This window comes from Microbacterium aquilitoris (genome assembly GCF_031932285.1).
Taxonomy (GTDB): Bacteria; Actinomycetota; Actinomycetes; order Actinomycetales; family Microbacteriaceae; genus Microbacterium; species Microbacterium aquilitoris.
The window spans coordinates 714,747-730,882 of sequence record NZ_JAUZVT010000001.1 but is presented as its reverse complement, the minus strand read 5'-3'; the positions used below and the strand labels follow the sequence as shown (position 1 = coordinate 730,882).

At 72.1% G+C, this 16,136-nt stretch carries 16 protein-coding genes; 11 read left to right on the top strand and 5 right to left on the bottom strand.

What is annotated here, in order from left to right:
- Positions 1–225: 225 nt before the first annotated feature.
- Together Q9S78_RS03565 and Q9S78_RS03560 are read right to left on the bottom strand one after the other, a co-directional pair.
- A complete protein-coding gene (locus tag Q9S78_RS03565; RefSeq protein ID WP_311868906.1) occupies positions 226–1,494 on the bottom strand; it encodes a glycosyltransferase family 2 protein in 1,269 nt (422 codons plus the stop codon).
- Positions 1,479–2,516, bottom strand: a complete 1,038-nt coding sequence (locus Q9S78_RS03560) for a hypothetical protein (protein WP_311858739.1) — start codon at positions 2,514–2,516, stop codon at positions 1,479–1,481. Before Q9S78_RS03560 ends, Q9S78_RS03565 begins: the two co-directional genes overlap by 16 nt.
- 127 nt (positions 2,517–2,643) lie before the next feature.
- Between Q9S78_RS03560 and Q9S78_RS03555 the strand changes: the two genes are divergently transcribed.
- From Q9S78_RS03555 to Q9S78_RS03540, 4 genes are read left to right on the top strand one after another with little or no spacing between them, the layout of a single operon-like run.
- A complete protein-coding gene (locus Q9S78_RS03555) occupies positions 2,644–3,783 on the top strand; it encodes a glycosyltransferase family protein (protein WP_311868904.1) in 1,140 nt (379 codons plus the stop codon).
- Positions 3,780–4,886 carry a glycosyltransferase gene (locus Q9S78_RS03550; protein ID WP_311868901.1) on the top strand — a complete coding sequence of 369 codons (1,107 nt, stop codon included), beginning with the start codon at positions 3,780–3,782 and terminating at the stop codon, positions 4,884–4,886. Before Q9S78_RS03555 ends, Q9S78_RS03550 begins: the two co-directional genes overlap by 4 nt.
- Positions 4,883–5,872, top strand: coding sequence for a glycosyltransferase (locus Q9S78_RS03545; protein WP_311868899.1), 990 nt, complete (start codon positions 4,883–4,885; stop codon positions 5,870–5,872). The genes Q9S78_RS03550 and Q9S78_RS03545 overlap by 4 nt, the downstream gene beginning before the upstream one ends.
- Positions 5,869–6,702 carry a glycosyltransferase family 2 protein gene (locus Q9S78_RS03540; RefSeq protein WP_020097834.1) on the top strand — a complete coding sequence of 278 codons (834 nt, stop codon included), beginning with the start codon at positions 5,869–5,871 and terminating at the stop codon, positions 6,700–6,702. Before Q9S78_RS03545 ends, Q9S78_RS03540 begins: the two co-directional genes overlap by 4 nt.
- A 16-nt stretch (positions 6,703–6,718) precedes the next feature.
- On the opposite strand, the gene Q9S78_RS03535 is transcribed toward Q9S78_RS03540, so the two are convergent.
- From Q9S78_RS03535 to Q9S78_RS03525, 3 genes are read right to left on the bottom strand one after another with little or no spacing between them, the layout of a single operon-like run.
- On the bottom strand, positions 6,719–7,264 hold the full coding sequence (locus Q9S78_RS03535; RefSeq protein ID WP_311858734.1) for a dihydrofolate reductase family protein: 546 nt from the start codon (positions 7,262–7,264) through the stop codon (positions 6,719–6,721).
- A gap of 32 nt (positions 7,265–7,296) precedes the next feature.
- Positions 7,297–7,743, bottom strand: coding sequence for a GNAT family N-acetyltransferase (locus Q9S78_RS03530; protein ID WP_311868896.1), 447 nt, complete (start codon positions 7,741–7,743; stop codon positions 7,297–7,299).
- 35 nt (positions 7,744–7,778) lie between these two features.
- On the bottom strand, positions 7,779–8,477 hold the full coding sequence (locus tag Q9S78_RS03525) for a hypothetical protein (protein WP_311868893.1): 699 nt from the start codon (positions 8,475–8,477) through the stop codon (positions 7,779–7,781).
- A 95-nt stretch (positions 8,478–8,572) separates the two neighbouring features.
- Between Q9S78_RS03525 and Q9S78_RS03520 the strand changes: the two genes are divergently transcribed.
- The 7 genes from Q9S78_RS03520 to Q9S78_RS03490 all read left to right on the top strand — a co-directional run bounded on the left by Q9S78_RS03520 (position 8,573) and on the right by Q9S78_RS03490 (position 16,059).
- Entirely contained in the window at positions 8,573–9,523 is a 951-nt protein-coding gene (locus Q9S78_RS03520) for a phosphodiester glycosidase family protein (protein ID WP_311868890.1), read from the top strand.
- A 4-nt stretch (positions 9,524–9,527) separates the two neighbouring features.
- On the top strand, positions 9,528–10,667 hold the full coding sequence (locus tag Q9S78_RS03515) for a GtrA family protein (RefSeq protein WP_311868888.1): 1,140 nt from the start codon (positions 9,528–9,530) through the stop codon (positions 10,665–10,667).
- Positions 10,664–11,245, top strand: a complete 582-nt coding sequence (locus tag Q9S78_RS03510) for a DUF4956 domain-containing protein (RefSeq protein ID WP_018185699.1) — start codon at positions 10,664–10,666, stop codon at positions 11,243–11,245. Before Q9S78_RS03515 ends, Q9S78_RS03510 begins: the two co-directional genes overlap by 4 nt.
- Positions 11,242–12,057: a polyphosphate polymerase domain-containing protein gene (locus tag Q9S78_RS03505; protein ID WP_018185700.1), complete on the top strand. Its 816-nt coding sequence runs from the start codon at positions 11,242–11,244 to the stop codon at positions 12,055–12,057. Before Q9S78_RS03510 ends, Q9S78_RS03505 begins: the two co-directional genes overlap by 4 nt.
- Positions 12,042–13,820: a carbohydrate-binding domain-containing protein gene (locus tag Q9S78_RS03500; protein WP_311858729.1), complete on the top strand. Its 1,779-nt coding sequence runs from the start codon at positions 12,042–12,044 to the stop codon at positions 13,818–13,820. Before Q9S78_RS03505 ends, Q9S78_RS03500 begins: the two co-directional genes overlap by 16 nt.
- Before the next feature lie 74 nt (positions 13,821–13,894).
- Positions 13,895–14,623, top strand: a complete 729-nt coding sequence (locus Q9S78_RS03495; RefSeq protein ID WP_311868886.1) for a response regulator transcription factor — start codon at positions 13,895–13,897, stop codon at positions 14,621–14,623.
- A complete protein-coding gene (locus tag Q9S78_RS03490) occupies positions 14,620–16,059 on the top strand; it encodes a sensor histidine kinase (RefSeq protein ID WP_311868884.1) in 1,440 nt (479 codons plus the stop codon). Before Q9S78_RS03495 ends, Q9S78_RS03490 begins: the two co-directional genes overlap by 4 nt.
- Positions 16,060–16,136 lie beyond the last annotated feature (77 nt).

Here is a 16,136-nt window from a genome sequence, read left to right as displayed (position 1 = left end):
TGTCCCCATGCTCTTCCCCAGTCGCGCACACCCCGAGCGAGAGATGTGTGCGTTAGACCGGCGCCGGCGACGATCCCATTCGTCGCCGGTGTGCACGCCTCCCCAGGCGGGCACGACCGGTGTCCCCGTCGATATGAAACCAGACCCGGGCCGTGGGCACAACACGATCCGTCACACGGATGCCGAAGACCCCGTCGACACGCGACGCGGAAGGACCTCGGCGACTCAGCCCCACCCGCCGAGGTAGGCGGCGACGTCGGGCTCGCCGACCAGGAGCCGGACCCCGTCGACGCGCTCCGACGCGCGGGGGAACAGGTCATCCCGGCCCCACCTCTCCTCCCGGGCGGCGGCACGCGACGATCGGATGCGGAGGAGCACAGTGCCGTCGTCGGCGCGAACGGTGACGACGCCCAGCCCGTCTCGGGCGATGCTGTCGACGAGGTCGCCGAGAATCCGATCGACGCGCACGGGCCGGACGATCTCGACGTGCACACGCACGCGGTCCAGGCGCCCTCGGGCCTCGGCGAGGGCGGCGGCGTCCACCCACTCCGACCCCGGGACGGCCGCGAGGACCGAGTCGACGCTCACGAACGCGGCGCCCTCGGACGCTCCGGGCGGTGCCGTCACTGCGACGTCGACGCGGTCGGTCGGCCGACCGTGCGGCCGCGACCCGGGCACGGGGATGAGATCGGCGAGGAGGACGGCCTCGGCGTTACGGCGGGCGCGGTCGTGCTCGTCTCGGGCCCCGGCATCCGGGCCGTCGTGCCAGGCGACCGCCTGCGGGACATGGGCCAGGAGCGCACCCTTCAGCCAGGCCCGGTAGGTCCACTCCCAGTCCTCACCGCCGTAGGAGCGGAAGGATTCGTCGAAGCCGCCGGTCGCGTCGAAGATGATGCGGCTGCACGCGAGGACGGCGCCGATCGTGTGCCGATAGCTGCGGTCGTCCGCCTCGAGCAGGTTGCGCGAACGCCGATAGGCGTCGGTCAGCCACGCCGGTTCGGGCAGCTCGCGCCCAGCGACGACGGGACGGATGTCGGCGACGACGGCGGCACCGGTGAGATCGGCGTGGCGCCGCCTGCCGACGACGACCACGTCTGGGGCGAGCCCCGGCATCCGTGTCAGCTCCCGGATGAAACCGGGTTCGGGGACCGTGTCGGCGTCGAGGAAGACCAGGACGTCACCGGTCGCGTGGGCCGCCCCCAGGTTCCGGGCGGCAGCAAGGCGGAAGCCCTCGTCGGCCTGACGCACCAGGCGGACGCCCTCCGGCACCCGGGGCGGTTCGGTGGAGCCGTCGTCGGCGACGATCACCTCCAGACGGTCGCGGGGGTGGTCCTGGCCGCCGAGAGCGGCGACGCAGCGTGCGAGCTGCTCGGGCTGCTCGTAGTGCGCCACGACGACCGAGACGGTGGGCGCGGCATCCGGTCGACGTCCGTCCAGAAGGTCCCAGCGGTTGCCGGGCAGGGCGATCCCCCGCGGCGTCACGCGCTCGCCCACCAGGCGAGGTAGGACGTCGCGACGTCGTCGAGCGTCGGGGCGAGCGACGCCTCGGCGGCCAGTCGGGTGGAGGCCGGATCGAGCCACGCGTCGGCGAGCCGCGGCGCGAGCTCATCGGCGGTGTAGCGCGCGATGGTCCCGGGCCGCAGCTCGTCCATCTCGGCGGCGTAGCGGGAGTCGACGACGAGCGGGCGGCGACCGGCCTCGACCCAGTCGAGCATCGACCGGGACGCCGACACGTGTTCATGCGCGGCGAGGGGAATGCCGGGGGCGACCAGTTCGCGACCGAACGCGGCGTCGTCCAGGAACCCGGTCACCTCGAATGCGACGCCGAGGCGGGCCGCTTCGTCGCGGAGCCGGAGGACGTCGTCCTCGTGGCCGCGCGAGGGGGCGCCGATCGCGCGGACGGCGACCTCGCCCACGTCCTCACCGCGGGACCTCAGGGTCTCGGCGGCGCGTGCGGCGGCGACCACCGCAGCCCGGTGCCCCTTGCCGGGGTAGACGAAACCGGCGATGAGGACGCGGAGGTCGCGGTCGGCGCCGACCGACGAGACGCGCGCAACGTCCGTTCGCGTACCCAGGGCGACGGCGTGGGCCGGAGCAGTGCCGGGAAGGAATTCCGCCATGAGCAGCTGCTCGTGGCGACTGTTGACGGCGACCCGCTCGGCGGCGGCGATCATGCGGGCGTATGCGGTGCGGCGACGCTCGAACATGGTGCCGTCGGAGGGCTGCGGCACGTCGTGCAGCGTCAGCGATAGGCGGCTGAGCCGCGCCCAGCGCTCGACGACCTCGGCGGCGTCCTCGGGCGTGGTGCCGAAGAGCCGATCCGTCGCGTGGAGGTGGACGGGTGCACCGGCATCCACCTCGGCGAGCACCCGATCGCCGGCCGCGACGTCTGCGACCTGCACCACCCTCGCACCGGCGTCGCGGGCGAGGACCGCGTCGGCGACATCCCGGCCGTAACGGGTGACGCCGTGCCCTTCGGGACCGAGGACGAGCAGGAGCGGAGGAGCAGAGATCACCTCGCATGGATATCCGGCGGTGAGCACGGGGTCAAGCCCCCTCGCCTGGGACGATTCGTTGCGTACGGTCGGGGCGTCAAGACGCACCCACACCCCTGGTCGGCGCGACGGCGTCAGAAGGAGATCTGTGGACACGACCATGCGCATCGGCACGAGGACGGATGCGGAGTCTGCCGCCTCGATCACGATCGTGTCGATCCCGGCGGGGCATCCGTACGTGCAGCGTGCGACAGCCGATCCCCGGGTCACCGTGCTCGCCGATCCCGTCGCTCCGGGGACGGATCCTGCCGTCTGGTGGCCACCGGCGGCTCTCGACCCGGCGTGGATCGGCGCGTACGCGGACGAGGCGTCGCTCCTCCACATCCACTTCGGCACGGAGTCGTTCCCACCCGGGCACCTCACCGCATGCCTGGACGCCGCCCACGCCGTCGGCTGGCCGGTCGTCTTCACGCTCCACGACCTCGAGCACCCCCAGCTCGGCGACAGCTCCGCATATCTCGCTCAGCTCGACGAGCTGATGGTCGGCGCGGACGCCGTCACGACGCTGACGGTGGGCGCCGCCCGCACGGTGCGGGAGCGCTGGGGGCGTCGTGCCACCGTCATCCCGCACCCGTCGGTGCTCCCCCGGTCGGCCGCGATAGAACCGGCCGTCGGCTCGGGACGCGTCGTCGGCGTGCACCTGAAGGACCTGCGTCCGGGTGTGGACGGGCCGGGCACCGTCCGAGTCCTGGGCGCAGCGCTCCGGGCACTGCGCGATGCGGGCCATGACGTCCGCGGCGAGGTGCGCCTGCACCACCGGGTGCGCGACGCGGATGCCGCCGCCGAGGTCCGCGAGCTGTGCGCGGCATCCGATGCCCTCGACCTCGTCGAGCACGAGCGCCTCGAGGACGATGAGCTCTTCGCCGCGCTCGCGCGGCTCGACGGGTGCGTCCTGCCGTACCGGCACGGAACGCACTCGGGGTGGCTCGAGCTGTGCTGGGATCTGGGCGTCCCGGTCGCGGCCCCGCGGGTGGGGTTCTTCGCCGAGCAGCACGACGACGGTACGGTCGCCTCGTTCTCACGGACGGATCCGGCCGAGCTCGCCACCGCGCTCGGGACGCTGTGGAGTGCGCCCGCGTCGCGCCCCGCGAGTCCCGCGCGCGACGCGCTCGTCGAGCAGCGACGCCGAGTGCGGTCTGTGATGGATGCCGCGATCGCCGAGCATCACGCCGAGCTCTACCGGCGCCTGCTCGACGGCACGCACCCGCTCGAAGGCCGTACCGCGTGAGCGCCCGCCCGCTCCGCATCGTCGTGATCGCCCCGCTGCGGTTCCCGATCCGTCGCCCGCACGCCGGCGGCCTCGAATCCGCCGTCTGGGCCGAGGTCGACGCTCTCCGTCGTCGCGGCCACGAGGTGACCTTCATCGCGCCGGAGGGGTCGGACTTCCTGCCCGACGCGCGCGAGTTCCGCCTGCCGCCGGTGGTGTGGCCCGAGGGCGCTCGACCGACCGATACGACCTGGCCCTCGAGCTACCGCCGCGTGAGCCTGCCGGCCCTCGGCCTCGCCCTCGACGCGGTCGCGGCGCACCCGGAGCGCTACGACGTCGTCTCGAACCACTGCCTCGACTCCCTTCCGCTGCAACGGGCCGCGCAGCTCGGGATCCCGATGGTGACGACCCTCCACACGCCCGTCGACCTCGACGCCGTCGAGGCGCACGTCGCCGCGGCGGGCGACGGGTCGCAGTTCCTCTCGGTCAGCACGCACACGAAGGTGCAGTGGGATGCCGCCGGTGTCCCCTCGACGCTTCTGCCGAACGGCGTCGACCCCCGGGCGTGGGCTCTCGGGCCCGGCGGTGACGACCTCGTCTGGTTCGGGCGGATCGTCCCCGAGAAGGCACCCCACGTCGCCGTCGAGGTGGCCCGGCGTCTCGGTCGGCGCCTCGTGATCGCGGGGCGGATCGGCGACGAGGAGTACGCCCGCGACGTGATGTTCCCCCGGCTGGGCGGCGGTGTCGAGTATGCGGGCGAACTCGCCCCTGAGCCGCTGGCGAACCTCGTGGGTCGCAGCGGACTCGCCCTCGCGACACCGGCGTGGGCCGAGCCGTTCGGGCTCGTCGGCCCCGAGGCTCTCATGTGCGGGACACCCGTCGTCGGCTTCGCTGTCGGCGGTGTGCCCGAGATCGCCGCCGCGACGATGGGCATGCAGCTGGTCGCTGCGGACGACGTCGACGCGATGACCGAGCGCGCCGCGGCGATGCTGCCGAGCGGGAAGGATGTCGCGTTCCGCGCCGTCGTCCGCGAAACCGCCGAGCGCCGCTTCTCGCTGGACATCCGCATCGATGCCCTCGAAGCGAGCTTCGCTCGACTGCTCGCGACGGAGAGCGCCGCGTGATCCCCCGGCTCGGGTGGTACGTCCACCATCACGGGCGCGGTCACCTCACTCGGCTCCTCGCGATCGCCCCGCACCTCGACGCCGAGGTCGACTGCGTCAGCAGCCTCCCCGCTCCCGCGGATCTTCCCTCCGGATGGACCTGGACGGTGCTCGATCGCGATGACGACGGCGGCCGACCGGTCGATCCGACCGTCGGCGGGATGTTGCACTGGGCACCCGTCGGGCACGTCGGCCACCGCAGCCGCCTTTCCGTCATCGCCGCTGCAGCGGCCGAACGCCGATGGGACGGCATGGTGGTCGACACGTCTGTCGAGGTGACCCTGCTCGCCCGCCTGTTGGGCCTGCGCACCGTCGTGGTGACCCAGCCCGGCCACCGCGTCGATCGCCCCCACATGCTCGGCTTCGCGGCCGCAGACACTGTCCTGGCGCCCTGGGCCCGCGGCATCCTGTCTCCGCCGCACCTCGAGGAGCTCGGCGAGAAGGTCGTGCACACGGGTGGCATCAGCCGCTTCGCCGCACGGGGGGCCGGCGGAACCCGCACCGACGAGGTCGTCCTGTTGGCCGGGTCGGGCGGGTCGGCCGTGGGACCGGCGGCGATCCGGGATGCCGAGAAGGCGACCGGCCGGCGGTGGCGGGTGCTCGGCGAGGGCGGCGCCTGGGCGGAGGACCCGTGGGAGGCCCTCGTCTCGGCGGCGGTCGTCGTCTCGTGGGCCGGTCAGAACGCGGTCGCCGACCTCGCTGCGGCACACGCGCCGGCGATCGTCGTTCCCCAGGAGCGACCGTTCGAGGAGCAGCGCGAGACCGGTCGGGCGCTGCGCCGCGCGGGCCTGGCACAGGTCGCCGACGAGTGGCCGACGATCGCGCAGTGGCCGGAGCTGATCGACCGGGCCTCGACGGCGCGCCCGAAGTGGGAGCGCTGGGAGGTCGCCGGCGCACCCCAGCGCGCCGCAGCCGCGATCAGCGACACGGTGCGAGGCCGGCGATGAGCGTCGCGGTGGTGAGCCTGTGCTCCGCGGGACGCGTCGACCACCTGCGCGCACAGCTGCGGGCGCTCGAAGGGGCGCCCGGCGCCCGCCGTGTCGTCGTCTGGATCGGCGACGACGCACCGCCCGAGCTCGACGCCGAGGTGATCGTCCGGGTGCCGCCCGGCCGGGACGGGCTGCGGCTGGCCGCTGGCCGGAACGCGGGGGCGCTCGCCGCCGGCGACGCCGACCTGCTCGTCTTCCTCGACGCGGACTGCATCCCCGGTCCCGACCTGCTGCGCCGATACCGGGATGCCGCCGCGCGCCACGCGGGCGCTGTGCTGTGCGGACCGGTGACCTACCTCGCCGAGGGGGTCGCGGCATCCGACCCCGCCGACCTCGTCGCCTTCACCTCTCCCCATGCGGCACGGCCGATGCCCGCGGACGACGCGGAACGCGCGGCGGTGCCCGAGGAGTACGCGCTGTTCTGGTCGCTCTCGTTCGCGCTGACGCCGGACACGTGGCGTCGGGTCGGCGGGTTCGACGAAGAGTACGAGGGATACGGGGGCGAGGACACCGACTTCGCGTTCCGGATGCGATCGCGCGGCATCCCGCTCGTCTGGACGGGCGGCGCGCACGCGTACCACCAGTACCACCCGACGACCTCGCCGCCGTGGCAGCACGTCGACGACATCCTCCGCAACGGCGCCCTGTTCCACCGCCGGTGGGGCGAGTGGCCGATGACCGGCTGGCTCGAGGCGTTCGAGCGGGGCGGGGCGGTGGTGAGGGATGCCGCCGGCTGGCGCCGCGCGGATGCCGGAGCCTCGGCCCCTAGGGCGACGGTCGACAGGTGATGGGGCTCAGGCTGGGTCAGTGGCGCGGCACGTAGGTCTCCGCCACTACGCCCGAATCAAAGGCGAGACGATCGACCAGCTCCAGATCGAGGGGCTCCGCCACGCCCTCGAAGAGGCGCGGACCGTGACCGGCGATCCGAGGGTGGACGACGAAGGTGTATTCGTCGATGAGACCCCACCCGGCGAGGGTCGTCGCGAGCGTCGCACCCGCCGTGTACAGCCCCTTCCCGGGAATCGCTTTGAGACGCTCGACCTCGGTGCGCAGGTCGCCCGCCAGGAGCTCGGCGTTCCAGTCGACGGACGGCAGCGTCGACGACACCACGTACTTCTTCGCTGCGTCGATGGTCCGGGCGAACGGTTGCATCCAGTCCGGTCTCCCCTCGGACGCGGGTGGCCGCCAGGCCTCCTCCATCATCCGGTAGACGACCCGACCCAGCACGAGGGCGTCGGCCCGCGCGATCTGCTGCGCGGCGTGCGCGTGGGTGTGGGCGTCGGGATTCCCGGCGCGGTGGTCGATGCAACCGTCCAGGGTCACGTTCGTCGAGAAGCGAAGGGGGCGCACGGCGCGAGACTACGCCCGGCCGACGGCCCTGCCTATGGGGTGCGCGTCATCGGCACGTGGGGGATCCGGTCCTCCACGAACGACGGGCCGCTCACCACAAAGCCGAACCGGCCGTACCACTCGGCCAGGTGCTCCTGCGCGTCGAGGACGAAGGGGCGGGACGCATCCTGCGCGAGGGCGTGGTCGATCGCTCGCCGCATGAGGTCGGCACCGACGCCGCGTCCGCGGGCAGCTGCGCTCGTGACGACGCGGCCGATCCGCCACCGGCGCGCCTCGTCGAGCAGGCGCAGCGTTCCGAGGACCTCGCCGTCCTCCTCGGCCCAGGCGAGCATCGCGCCGGGTTCGATGTCGCGGCCGTCGAGCTCGGGGTAAGCGGCCCCCTGCTCGACGACGAACACGCTCACCCGCAACCAGAGGATCCGGTAGAGGGTCGTCGCCGGGATCTCGGCGAGCGGGGACAGCTGGATGCCGACGGTCACCGCTCCACGCTACGCGAACGTCTCTCGCGGCGGCCTCAGTCGCAGTCGCTGCGCGCGCCGTCGGAGTACCAGATGCCGGAATCCTCGGGCGATGCGACGGTGCGCTCCACGCCGAGCGCCGAGACGGTCACCCGGGGCGGCCTCGGCATGAAACCGGAGCACTGTTCGTAGCCGGCGGCATCCTCAGCGTTCGCCTCGAGGATGACCGTGAAGGACTGCTGATCCCCGGCGGGCACGGGCATGCCCTCGATCGCGAAGACCGCCGCGTCGTCGGTGTCGGCGAGCCTCATCTGGCCGTTCGGATTCACCATCGTCGGCCGGATGAGGGAGACGAACTCCTCCTGCATCCCCGGGAGCGCGACGGCCCGGGCATCGACCTCGCTCCAGCCGTCGTTGACGACGAAGAACCGGACCCCGCAGGTCATCCCGGGCTCGACCCCCACGACGGGCGAGTAGAACGTCTCGTCCCCCGCGAAACCGCCGTCGCTCAGGAACTCGTCCGACGCCCCCGGCGGGTCGAGCGTCACCTCGGCACCCTCGCAGGCGACCGGACGGGCGTCGTAGACGATCCGCACCGCGCCGAGCGCCGTCCATGCGGCGATCTGCCACCCGGCGACCACCACGGCGATCGCCCCGCCCGCGATCGCGGCGATCAGCAGCGCCCGACGACGCGGTTCCCGTCGCTTCTTCTCCGGCGCCGGCTCGAGTCGCTCCGCGACCATCGTCTCCCCCATGGCTCGATCATGGCAGTCGGCCGGCGCCGCCACCGTTAATGCCGTTCTCAGGATCGGTCAACGTCCGCCCGATGCCGCATCCGTATCCCTGAGGGATGCCGCACATCACCAGACCCCGCCGAGTCCGCACCGCCCTCCTCTCCGGCGGCCTCGCCCTCGCGCTCGCCGTCGGCGGCGCGACGGCGTGGGCCGCAGACCGCTTCCTCATCGAACACGTCGAGATCTCGGACGTCTCGGCCTACGAGGCCGAGAACTCGACCGCGACCCCGACCACCGGGTCAGCGTCCACCGCCGGGACCGTCGACGGCGACACCTACTCCGACGGCGAGACGAGCGTCACCGTCTCGCAGGTCGTGACCGGCTCGGGCGACGACACCCTGACGTACTACGTCGCCGACGTCGTCCTCGCGGATGCCACCCGCCTGCGGTCCGCCTTCGCGAAGGACCAGTTCGGCGAGAACATCACCGAGACGACGAGCGGCATCGCCGAGGACAACGACGCCGTGTTCGCGATCAACGGCGACTACTACGGGTTCCGCGACACGGGGATCGTCATCCGCAACGGCGTCGTCTACCGCGACTCCCCCGCCCGGACCGGCCTCGCCTTCTACGCCGACGGCACCGTCCGGGTGTACGACGAGACCACGACGAGCGCCGACGAGCTGCTGGCCGACGGCGTCTGGAACACCCTCAGTTTCGGTCCTGCGATCGTCGAGGACGGCGCGACCGTGGACGGCATCGAGGACGTCGAGATCGACACCAACGTCGGCAACCACTCCATCCAGGGCGAACAGCCGCGCACCGCCGTCGGCGTCATCGACGACAACCACCTCGTCTTCGTCGTCGTCGACGGCCGCGCCGACGGATACAGCCGCGGCGCCACCCTGACCGAGCTCGCCGACATCATGACCGGACTGGGCGCCGAGACCGCGTACAACCTCGACGGGGGCGGCTCGTCGACGATGTACTTCGACGGCGACGTCGTGAACCAGCCCTCCAACGGCGGCGAGCGCGGCACCAGCGACATCCTCTACATCGGGGAGTGAGCCGGTGATCGTCCTCATCCCCGCATACGAGCCCGGCGATGCCCTGCTCGACCTCCTCCGCGATCTCGCGGCCACCGCACCCGGCACACCCGTCGTCCTGGTGGACGACGGCAGCGGGCCGGCGTACGACGCCGTCTTCGCCGAGGCGGCGTCCATCGGCGCGACCGTGCTCGGCCACGTCCGCAACCGCGGCAAGGGAGCGGCCCTGCGCACGGGCCTGGACCATGCCGCGCAGGCCTTCCCAGGCGACGCGGTCGTCACCGCCGACGCGGACGGCCAGCACACCGCGCGCGACATCGTCCGCGTCGGTCAGGCGACCGTCGCTGCCGAAGCCGGCGGCGAGCCCGCGATGGTCCTCGGATGCCGCGAGGTCGATCGCCCCGGCAACCCCCTCCGCAGCCGGATCGGCAATCGAGCCGCGCGCGCCGCGTTCCGGGCGTCGGCCGGCTGGAGCCTCTCCGACACGCAGACGGGGCTGCGCGGCATCCCCGCCGTCATGCTCCCGTGGCTGCGCGCGCAGCGGGGAGACCGTTTCGAGTACGAGCAGAACATCCTCCTGCGCTGTCGACGGGACGGCTGGCGGACCCTCGAGGTCCCCATCGAGACCGTCTATCTCGCCGGCAACGCGTCGAGTCACTTCCGCCCGATCATCGACACCCTGCGGGTCGGGATGCCGCTGGTGCTGTTCGCCGCATCGTCGTTGGCCTCGTTCGCCCTCGACGCCGTCCTCCTGCTGGTCTTCCACGCCGTGACCGGCGCACTCGTGCCCGCGATCATCGCGGCCCGCGTCGTGAGCGCGAGCGTGAACTTCGCCGTCAACCGGCGGGTGGTGTTCCGAGGCGAGGCGCGGGGACCGCTGCTGCGACAAGCCGGTCGTTATGCCGCGCTCGCAGCCGTGCTCCTCGCCACGAACGTCGCGTGGATGAGCGGCCTCACCGCGCTCGGGCTCGGACTCGTGCCCGCCAAGATCGCGACCGAGGCCGCCCTGTTCGCCCTCGGCTACCTGATCCAGCGCCGCGTCGTCTTCTCCCGCACTCCGGCGCCCGCACCGCTCGAATCGGCGGTCAATGCGCCTCTTATGAACGGTGAAGGTGCGGCGACTCGGATGGAGATCGTCACCACACGTCCTCGGAGGAACCCATGACCATCCCCTCGATCCTGCTCATCGCGATCGACATCGCCGCCGCCCTCGTCCTCAGCCTCGGGCTCTACTACCGACGCCACCGGCGCCGCGACCTCGTGGTCGCGTTCTTGGGCGTCAACGTCGGCGTCATGGCCGTCGCGAGCGTGCTGGGGACGGCGGAAGTCGCGCTCGGCCTCGGCCTCGGACTGTTCGGCGTGCTGTCGATCATCCGACTGCGGTCGTCCGAGATCTCGCAGCGCGAAGTGGCGTACTACTTCGCCGCGCTCGCGATGGGTCTCATGGCGGGGCTGCCGACCACCGACATCCGTCCCGTCACGGCGCTCATCGCCCTGATCCTCGCGGTCCTGTGGGCAGCCGACCACCCGCGCATCCTCTCGCGCAGCCGGCACCAGATCGTCCGCCTCGACCGCGCCGAGTCCGATGAGACCACCCTCCGGACGATGATCGCGGAGCGCGTCGGCGGCGAGGTCACCTCGCTCACCGTGCAGGAACTCGACTTCGTGAACGACACCACGCTCGTCGACGTGCGCTTTCGGGCGAGCGCCGACGTCCGCCTCACCGCGGGAGTCGCACGATGACCGCGGCAGCCGACGCGCTCACCCGTTTCGAGGCGGTCGAGCTCGACGAGATGGTCGCCGAGGCGGCCCTGCTCGCCCGGGTGGACCGCAAGTACGTGATCCCGCAGCCGGCCCTGGAGGACCTCCTCGCCCGCGTCGACGATCGCACCCGGATCCTCGAGATCGGCGGAGCGCGCCGCTTCGCCTACGAGTCGGTCTACTTCGACACCCCCGATCTGCTGAGCTTCCACATGGCGGCCCGTCCCCGGCGCCGGCGGTTCAAGCTGCGGACCCGCACCTACATCGACACGGACGCCGCGTTCCTCGAGATCAAGACACGCGGCGCGCGGGGAACAACCGTCAAGGAGCGGTCGGAGTACGACATCGCCCACCGAGCGGTCCTGACTCCCGACGCACAGGACGACGTCGCCGCGGCATTCGAGGCGATCGGCGTCGACACCCGTCGCGTGGACGAGCTCGGCGCCACCCTGACCACGCGGTACGCCCGTGCGACGCTCCTCGCCCCCGACGGGTCGTCCCGCGCCACGATCGACACCGATCTCCGGTGGGATCGCCCCGACGGAAGCGGATTCACGCTCCCCGGCCTCGCGATCCTCGAGACGAAGTCGCCCTCGTCGGCATCCGCGGTCGATCGCCTGCTGTGGCGCGCCGGACACCGTCCGGTCTCCGTCAGCAAGTACGCCACGGGGCTCGCCGCGCTCAGCCCCGACCTCCCCCGCAACCGCTGGGGTCGACTCCTCCGCGGCCCTTTCGCCGCCTCATCCCCCACCATCACCTTCCACACCGAGGAGCTGCCATGCGCCGCCGCCTGATCCTTCCCACCATTCCGCTCGCTCTCGCCGGCCTGTTGCTGACCGGATGCGCCGTCACCGGTCTGACGACGACGGGCAGCGACACCTCGTCGTCGAGCGGCGACGCGACCTCGACGGCGGCCCAGGTGACGGTCGACTCCGATCTCGACGTGACCGCTGTGCTCGCCGCGGACGACGAGGCGACCGTCGTCGCCGACGACGACTGGACGGCCGACGACGCGGTCGAGATCACTCTCTCGGGCTCGACCGCCGACGCCTCCGGCGACGGCGTCGAGGTCTCGGGCAGCACGGTCACGATCGGCGCAGCCGGCGTGTACCGCCTGAGTGGAGACCTCGACGGGTCGGTCGTCGTCGCCGCCCCCGACGACGCGCAGGTCGTCCTCATCCTCGACGGTGTCGACATCGCGAACACCGCGGGGGCAGCGATCTCCGTCACGACCGCCGACGACGTCGTCATCTCCCTCGCCGAGGGGACACAGAACACGGTGTCGGATGCCTCGTCGTACGACGACGCCGCTGCAGCCAACGCCGCGATCTACGCCGACGCGGACCTCACCCTCACCGGCTCGGGATCGCTCGACGTGACGGGGAACGGCAACGACGGCATCGCGAGCACAGACGACCTCGCGATCACGTCGGGGACGATCACGGTGGCTGCCGCCGACGACGCGCTCCGCGGAAAGGACGCGCTCGTGATCTCGGGGGGCACGCTCGATCTCACGGCCGGCGGCGACGCACTCAAGAGCGACGACGACGAGGCCGTCACCCGCGGGTACGTCTGGATCTCGGACGGCACGGTCTCCGCGACCAGCGGCGACGACGGGATCTCGGCGGCGACCGATGCGGTCGTCACCGGCGGGACGGTCACGCTCCGGGCGCAGGGTGCGGCGGATGCCGGCTCCAAGGGGATCAGCGCCGGCGTCGTGGTCGCGATCGGCGGCGGGACCGTCGACGTCACCGCGACCGATGACGGGCTGCACTCCGACGGGTCGATCGGCATCACCGGCGGCACCGCGACCGTCGCCGCGGGGGACGACGGCGCGCACGCCGCGAACACCCTGGACGTCGCCGCCGGCAGCCTCACGATCGCCGAGTCCACCGAAGGACTCGAGGCCACCGACATCCTCATCCGTGGCGGCGTGACCGCGGTGACGTCATCCGACGACGGCCTCAACGGCAGCGGCGATGCGGGCTCGACGTCCGGCGGCGGGGGCGGCGGTATGTCCGACACGGGCGAGACGATCACGATCTCGGGCGGCACTCTGACGGTGGATGCCGGTGGTGACGGCATCGACTCGAACGGATCGGTCACCGTGACCGGGGGCGACATCGTCGTCTGGGGCCCGACCATGCAGGGCAACGGCGCGCTCGACAGCAACGGCGGCTTCTCTGTCAGCGGGGGCACCCTGCTCGCCGTGGGCAGTGCCGGCATGGCCGAGACGCCCGACGCCGACGCGGCGCAGGCGTGGATCGCCGCGACGATCAGCGGGTCTGCGGGAGATGAGATCGAGATCACGGATGCCGACGGCACCGTCATCGCCTCGGCGACGGCCGCGAAGCAGTTCGAGACGGTCGTGTTCTCGTCCTCCGAGGTCGCCGCCGCCGGCACCTACACCGTGACGGTGGCGGGAGAGTCGGTCGAGGTGACCGCCGGCGAAGCCATCGCCGGGGGCATGGGCGGCGGCGGCATGGGCGGACCCGGTGGGATGGGTCAGCCCGGCGACCGGAGCGGCGCCCCGTCCGACGGCGGCGAGAACTCCTGACGCCCTCGACCGTGCGGCGTCCCCGTGGACGCCGCACGGTCGCATTCCCTCTCCGAACCAGGAAAGCTGACACCATGAACCCTTCCCGTCCCGCGCCCCTCACCCGCGTCGACGGTTCCCCCGTCCGCGTGCTCGTCGTCGACGACGAAGCGAACCTGAGCGATCTGCTGCGGATGGCGCTGCAGAACGAGGGGTGGGACGCACGCACAGCGGCAAACGGGCAGGAAGCCTTGAACCTGGTGCGGGAGTTCGCCCCCGACCTCGTCGTGCTCGACATCATGATGCCGGGGATCGACGGTATGGAGGTCCTCCGGCGCCTCCGGAGTACAGGCAACGACGTTCCCGTGCTGTTCCTGACCGCGAAGGACGCCGTCGAGGATCGCATCGCCGGCATCAGCGCCGGCGGTGACGACTACCTCACCAAGCCGTTCAACCTCGAGGAGGTCGTCGTACGGCTGCGCGGGATGGCCCGTCGACACGTCGCGGCGGCCGCAGCGGCCGAGACGCGACTGCGCGTGGGCGATCTCACGCTGGATGAGGAGACGTACGAGGTCGTGCGGGGCGGCATCCCGATCAAGCTGACCGCGAAGGAGTTCGACCTGCTGCGCTACCTCATGCAGAACCAGCGCCGCGTGCTGTCCCGCTCGCAGATCCTCGACCAGGTGTGGAGCTACGACTTCGGCGGGACATCGAGCGTCGTCGAGATCTATATCTCGTACCTCCGCAAGAAGATCGACAGTCTCGGCGAAGCCCTCATCCACACGGTGCGCGGCGTCGGCTACACGATCAAGTCCGCAGAATGACCGCCCGCCGTTGGACGCTGCGCCGGACGCTCGTCGTCGGCACCGGCGCCCTCGTCGCGATCGCCCTGCTCGTGACGGGCCTCGCGACGTCGCTGGCCCTCCGCACCTTCGTGTACGAGCGCCTCGACGCGCAGGTCGTCGAGTCGTTGCAGATGGCCCGTCTCGGCAGCGGCATGCAGACCGCGCCGAATCCGGCGGACGGCGACCGGGGTGACGGTCCTGCACCGCGGGTCGGTTCGCTGTTCGTCCTGTTCGACGGCGACGGCACGGTCGTCTCGAGCTACACCGGCGACGATGGAGAGGAACGGTCCCTCGACGTCGGGCAGCTCGCCGCGGTGACACAGGCGGATCTGTCGGCGCGGACGCCCGTCACCGTGGACGTCGGCGGCGGGCTCGGCGAGTTCCGCCTCGCCGCACGCGAGCAGAACGGTCAGAAAGTCGTCGCCGGGATGTCCGTCGAAGAGGTGACGGCCACGACCTCGGCCCTCACCGTCATCCTCGTGAGCGTCGCGGGCACCGCCCTCGCCCTCGTCCTGCTGGGACTGTCGTTCTTCGTGCGGCGGTCGCTCCGCCCGCTCGAGCGCGTCGCCGTCGTCGCCGACCGGGTCGCCGCACGCCCCCTCTCCACCGGAGAGGTGGAGATCCCCGAGCGGGTGGACGCCTCCGACACCGACCCCACGACCGAGGTCGGCCGCGTCGGCCATTCGCTCAACGTCCTCCTCGCGCACATCGAGTCGGCGTTGTCGTCCCGGCAGCACAGCGAGGACCAGCTGCGGCGCTTCATCGCCGACGCGAGCCACGAGCTCCGCACACCCCTCGCGTCCATCCGCGGGTACGCGCAGCTCTCCCTCGGTGAGAACGCCCCGATGACGCCCACGCAGGAGCGCGCGTTCGACCGGATCGCATCGGAGTCCACGCGCATGGCCGACCTCGTCGAGGACCTGCTGCTCCTCGCGCGCCTCGACGCAGGCCAGCAGCTGCGGCGTGAGCCCGTCGACCTGACGATGCTCGCGATCGACGCCGTGAGCGACGCGCATGCGTCCGACCCCTCGCGCACGTGGCTGCTCGACCTGCAGGAGGACGACGCGGTCGACGTGCTCGGCGACGAGAACCGCCTGCGACAGGTGGTCGCCAACTTGATGCGGAATGCGCGCACCCACACGCCCGCGGCGACCACCGTCACCCTCACGCTCCGGCGAGAGGGCGACGTCGCCGTCATCGAGGTCGTCGACGACGGCCCCGGCATCGTCCCCGAGATCCGCGACCGACTCTTCGAACGTTTCGCCCGCGGTGATGTGTCACGCAACCGGGATGCCGGGAGCACCGGCCTCGGGCTCTCGATCGCGCAGGCGATCGTGGTCGCCCACGACGGTGCGATCGATGTTCGGAGCGAGCCCGGCCGCACCGCGTTCACCGTGCGCCTGCCCGCGAACTGATTCGCACGTCCCTACCGTCCGCACGAATCCCCGTCCACCCCTTCCGCGATCGAGTACCGGCACGTCACAGTGATCGT

What these genes read in the sequence shown, in the direction of transcription:
- Q9S78_RS03540 (WP_020097834.1), top strand. Translation starts at nt 5,869, where the DNA reads ATGAGCGTCGCGGTGGTGAGCCTGTGCTCCGCGGGACGCGTCGACCAC.
- Q9S78_RS03525 (WP_311868893.1), bottom strand. Translation starts at nt 8,477, where the DNA reads ATGGGGGAGACGATGGTCGCGGAGCGACTCGAGCCGGCGCCGGAGAAG.
- Q9S78_RS03520 (WP_311868890.1), top strand. Translation starts at nt 8,573, where the DNA reads ATGCCGCACATCACCAGACCCCGCCGAGTCCGCACCGCCCTCCTCTCC.
- Q9S78_RS03510 (WP_018185699.1), top strand. Translation starts at nt 10,664, where the DNA reads ATGACCATCCCCTCGATCCTGCTCATCGCGATCGACATCGCCGCCGCC.
- Q9S78_RS03505 (WP_018185700.1), top strand. Translation starts at nt 11,242, where the DNA reads ATGACCGCGGCAGCCGACGCGCTCACCCGTTTCGAGGCGGTCGAGCTC.
- Q9S78_RS03500 (WP_311858729.1), top strand. Translation starts at nt 12,042, where the DNA reads ATGCGCCGCCGCCTGATCCTTCCCACCATTCCGCTCGCTCTCGCCGGC.
- Q9S78_RS03495 (WP_311868886.1), top strand. Translation starts at nt 13,895, where the DNA reads ATGAACCCTTCCCGTCCCGCGCCCCTCACCCGCGTCGACGGTTCCCCC.
- Q9S78_RS03490 (WP_311868884.1), top strand. Translation starts at nt 14,620, where the DNA reads ATGACCGCCCGCCGTTGGACGCTGCGCCGGACGCTCGTCGTCGGCACC.